Source organism: Dictyobacter arantiisoli, assembly GCF_008326305.1.
GTDB classification, from domain to species: domain Bacteria; phylum Chloroflexota; class Ktedonobacteria; order Ktedonobacterales; family Ktedonobacteraceae; genus Dictyobacter; species Dictyobacter arantiisoli.
The window spans coordinates 1-4,429 of sequence record NZ_BIXY01000175.1 but is presented as its reverse complement, the minus strand read 5'-3'; the positions used below and the strand labels follow the sequence as shown (position 1 = coordinate 4,429).

5 protein-coding genes and 1 pseudogene are annotated in these 4,429 nt (G+C 55.6%); 1 reads left to right on the top strand and 5 read right to left on the bottom strand.

Features of this window, described 5'->3' with window-relative positions:
• Positions 1 to 124 precede the first annotated feature (124 nt).
• The gene (gene infC / locus F1593_RS27345) at positions 125 to 334 is read left to right on the top strand and encodes a translation initiation factor IF-3 (RefSeq protein WP_149404720.1); all 210 of its coding nucleotides are present in this window, start codon (positions 125 to 127) and stop codon (positions 332 to 334) included.
• Positions 335 to 467: 133 nt separating this feature from the next.
• On the opposite strand, the gene F1593_RS29540 is transcribed toward infC, so the two are convergent.
• The 5 genes and pseudogenes from F1593_RS29540 to F1593_RS29750 all read right to left on the bottom strand — a co-directional run bounded on the left by F1593_RS29540 (position 468) and on the right by F1593_RS29750 (position 4,089).
• Positions 468 to 881 (bottom strand): hypothetical protein, encoded by a 414-nt coding sequence (locus tag F1593_RS29540; protein ID WP_235932730.1) that lies wholly within the window; start codon positions 879 to 881, stop codon positions 468 to 470.
• Entirely contained in the window at positions 838 to 1,467 is a 630-nt protein-coding gene (locus F1593_RS29535; RefSeq protein ID WP_235932729.1) for a hypothetical protein, read from the bottom strand. Before F1593_RS29535 ends, F1593_RS29540 begins: the two co-directional genes overlap by 44 nt.
• A gap of 24 nt (positions 1,468 to 1,491) precedes the next feature.
• The gene (locus tag F1593_RS29530) at positions 1,492 to 1,830 is read right to left on the bottom strand and encodes a hypothetical protein (protein WP_235932728.1); all 339 of its coding nucleotides are present in this window, start codon (positions 1,828 to 1,830) and stop codon (positions 1,492 to 1,494) included.
• Between the two features lie 96 nt (positions 1,831 to 1,926).
• Positions 1,927 to 2,382 (bottom strand): hypothetical protein, encoded by a 456-nt coding sequence (locus tag F1593_RS29525; protein ID WP_235932727.1) that lies wholly within the window; start codon positions 2,380 to 2,382, stop codon positions 1,927 to 1,929.
• A 1,144-nt stretch (positions 2,383 to 3,526) separates the two neighbouring features.
• Positions 3,527 to 4,089, bottom strand: a pseudogene (locus tag F1593_RS29750) (DUF2182 domain-containing protein).
• Positions 4,090 to 4,429: the final 340 nt, after the last annotated feature.

Below are 4,429 nucleotides of genomic sequence, written 5' to 3'. Positions count from 1 at the left end.
GAGTGTGACAGCTTGCTGCTTGAATTCCTTGGTATAGATCGGTTGAGATTTGCCCATTGAACCCTCCTGATATGAGTATAGCAGATTTCTCTTCTCCGACCCTCCAAATTCGGGGGAATTCCAAGTGAACGAACGCATTGAGGCACGAGAAGTGCATTTGATCGATGAAAACGGCGAGATGCTGGGAGTGACGCCGCCAGTACGGGCACTTGAAATCGCCCGTGCAAGAGGGCTTGATCTGGTTGAGGTCTCACCCAATTTTGTCCCGCCGGTCTGCCTACTGATGGATTACAGGCGATACAAAGAGGAGCAAATCCAGCAAGAGAGGCAGTGAAACGACCTGGTAAGCCACTTGAGCTGAATGTGTAGCTCGGTGCGCACGCATCCCGTGGGAAAAAGAGACCAGGAGCTTCTGTTCGGAGAGACAGACCTGTCCGAGGAAAAGGCAAAGCACCAGGAGTGACATCTTAGGCGCTGGCCAGACCGAGAGCGGTGGCAAAACGTTCTGGGACGCCAAACAGGTGGATCGACACCTGTCCAGCCACCTTAGAACGAGCATTACGAGCCAGTCGCGTTTCCCACGAGAGCCGCGCATGAGCTCGCTCGGCGCGGGAAAGCGGTGCAGGAGCGATGCTTGGAGTGGCAGGGTCTGCGCTGTTTTCCCCCATCATTTGAATCTCGGCGTGTTGGTGCCGAAGGAGTTGCATGCAGGTGCGCCAATGAACTCTTCGACTCCAATCTTGCCAGAGGAGCGGCCCATCGCCGACAGCGAGTGGATGCAGCAGCACACTCACCTGGCGCGGCTTTTTGGTCGCGCTGCCATTCCATTGACACTGCTCACGGAGCGGACAGGAGCGGCAACTGTGAATACTTGGCTCCATACACGACACGCAGGCTTCCATCGGCTTCTCTACGTTGCTCATGTGGGGTCAGTTGTTGGTTGGCTGGGCAGCGAAGCATTCCATCAGGCTGGAGAGCAAAATCCTGGGCAGCGAAGCGACCAGCTTTCCATGCGGAACCCACTTCTGGAGGAGCATAGCCAGAGGCAGGAGCGGTGTGTGGTGGAGGTGGCGGGAGAGCTGGGGCAAACTCGGTCGTGCGCAGAGGTTGTGGCTTGAGCTGATGGCCTAGTTCGAGTCTCAGGTTCCAGGTCCATTGCGAGATCACTTGCCAGGCTTCCTGCCCCCAGGCCGCATGGCTACACCATCTGTCCGGGTCCTGCTCTTTGTCTTCATCTGAGAGTACAGGCTCAAAAGCGCCACGATGCAAATACAGCTCAACAACATCGCAGGCCGTGAAGGCGTGTTGGGGCAAATTCGTGAAGAACAGCTCGTAGACCACGCCTTTTCGTGTGACGCCAATCGGACTCTTCTTGTTCGAAGCTTGATGCGTGGCCACAACGACGCGATAGAGCTTGCCATCAGGCCCGATCGGGATCTCTGGACAGTCGTAGAGGCTGCGCACCATTTGACTTTCGGGTCGTTGCTGCACCTAATCGGGGGGCAGGTGCAGGCGTGCCTGAACGAGCGGATGTTCGAGCAGGCGATAGTCTTTCCCGCGGGTGACAAACGAGAAGCCAGCCATATTCGAGAGGACCGCTCCATTGCCATATTGCCCATCGAGCCGCACCAGCGTGCATTCTGATGAGAGCTGATGGGTCGCCAGGTATCGACCAATCGCCGAGAGCGCCTTGCGCAATTCTTCCCGATAGCGCCCGTTGCCACGGTTGCCGAAACTGCCGAGCCACTGGTAGCTATGCGCCTGTGAGATCGTTGTTCGGGTCCTGACAGTCTCTCCCCGCTTGCGGCCTCGGTAGCCAGGCGCACACACATCGTCCAATCGCCGAAACGCGGGAGGCAGGTCGTCGGTCTGGGGAAGCGCGCGTTGGCGGGCTGCCTCCCGCGTACCATCGATGTCGAACACGGTCTAGGTGTCGCCCTTTCGATCCACCAGTCCTCCCGTTTGTTTATCGGGGGTCAGGGGACGTGCGAGCGCATCATCGAGAAAGAGGGTGCGCAGAGCTTCGACTGGTTCCTGCGTCAACGCTGCTAAAAAACGGGAGAACGCTGAGCGTGAGGGGAGTCGGTCACGATCAAACAGGGCCATGAACGGGACGGCAAACGGCTGAAGTCGCTCGTAGAACTCCTCCAGGGTACGTTCGCCACTGATGGCGTAGCCGAAAAGCACTGAGAGGAAGTCAATCACCTCATATTGACCAAAACGCTTCCGTGCAAAGCGTACCTGCTCGTTGATCTTCTTGAATACGCCCTGTGTACGAAGATGCATGCTGATCACTACGACTTCTCCAAACCACGATGGGGTTGAAAGGTTCGACTCCGCAGTGGTCTGGATTTTCACTGAACCATCAGCGATACTGGTCATACTTGGACCTCCTTGTTGAGAACAGTTGTGATCATTCTCTTCAAGGAGCCACATTTCTACGCCGATGGGCTACCAGTTCCAACTCATTGCGCAATCCGTGGGTTTTGCCAACACAGGTTAGTATAGAAATTCACAAGCTAGCTGTCTTTGTACAAAAGGCGAGTTTCCCTACTGTACAAAAGGCCAAGAGGCTTGGCGCAAAAAAGCTTGCCACCCCCGACAACTGGGGGTGTGCCACAGCTTTTTGCGCACGCTTGAGGTGTGAGCGTAGGATGTTGCCAGATCCGACCCAACACACATATAACCAGTATCATCTGGCTAGGTTTCACAAGGTGATGTTGGATAGAGGATACATTTCTTTGTTAGAGTGAATGAAGTCCTTTGGGAACAACGCATCAATGGGCGTCAAACGCTCCAACTTCCAGCACATCATCAAACCGATTGGGACGCATACCAATTGCTCCTTCGCCAATCCCAATTTCAAGAGCACCAATATCCTATTTCTCACCCTCGTCCGGTGGTAGATACGGCCCAGCCACTTCAGGAATGTTTGACGCCCATTCTCGGATGTATACTCTTTCGGTGTTTCCTGCTCAGGCGTTTGTATCGGGCGTAGGCAATCATTTGCGCAGCGCTCCGGAGATCTGGCTGGTTTCGGGGTTACGGTTGCCTCTCACTTCGATGACGCTGCTCTGCTTTGCAGGCAGAAGGGAAGACTGCGCCTCCTTCGTGTGGTCTGGTCCATCCTTATCGGTCATATCGGCCCGTGAGGATGAATGCGGCCAATCGTGATGCGCTGCAGCTGCGGCCTGGTCGTGACGATTGCGAGCCGGAGTACCACGCGTGTTGCATGGCTGCGAGCGAAGCGGGTTCGATATGATCGATAAGGCGTTTCTCAGCCACTGGCGGGTGTCCCGACTCCTCAACCGAGGAGCCGTCTCTACAGCAGTATGGTAAGCTCAGAGGGAAGAGCACGATGCGATGATCAGGCGAGATTGTCATTTGTCAGATAAAAAGCGAGCAAGCAGCACCAAACGAGCGGAAGACCCGAAGAAGGTTTCCCCATAACTTTTTGGGGAGATTATGGCACTTTTGCTCACTTTGGACTGACCTCCCTGATCTGCGCATCATACGGCGAGGTGTCTTACACCCCTGTTCCATTCAGAAGGAGCGCAGCGGACACGACCATCACGAGAATGCCAGAGAGGATCAGAGCCAGACCCACTCCCTGGGCAATGCGCTCCCCTCGGGGGAACATTTTTTCGGCGAAGATCACAACGGTAAGTCCTGCCATCGCTACGATATTCATGATGCCCAGGGAGAAGAGGAGGACACAGAGCAGCCAGTTCGATCCCAGGCAATAGATGCCGTGCTCAAGGCCCATCCGAAAGGTGCCAGTGTAGCCGTCATGCCACCTGCCATGGATGAAATCCAGAGGCGTGCAGCATGTTGCCCGGCAGATCCGTTTGAGGGGGGTAAACTGGTAGAGCCCGGCCAGCACCAGGATGCGCCCCTAATCCGGGCCGCGTTCATCATGAACCAGGGGATCTGCTCGGCCAACCCTGAGGCAGCGAGCGCGCCGAGATACACGAACACGCCAAAGAGCGCCATAACCAGCAGGTACGCGCCCACGAAGATCCAGGGAGACACCGAGGCCTGCCAGCCGGCGTGCCGGGCGCGTTGGACTCGTGCGAAAGCCAGGTTCATCGTGGCTGTCGCGGGAAACATCATCGCGATCATCATCACGACCCAGATCGCCAGGAACCACGCGGCTCCCATTCCCATCGTCAGGCCCATGCTCATACTCTTCATCATGCTCGACTGCCAGATCAGCATGGCCCATGAAGCAGCGGCCAGGATCACAAGCCCCGCCAGAAAAAGACGATATTCTCGTTGCAAACTCATGTGTGCTTCCGCTTTCTCACATGGGTCACCCCGAATCTTTCGAACAAATATTCGAGTGATAAAAGACTCAACAAAGGAAGTGAAACCTAAAAAACCTCCTGAACGATGTAAAGGAAATTGATAAATTCCAAACAGTTCAGGA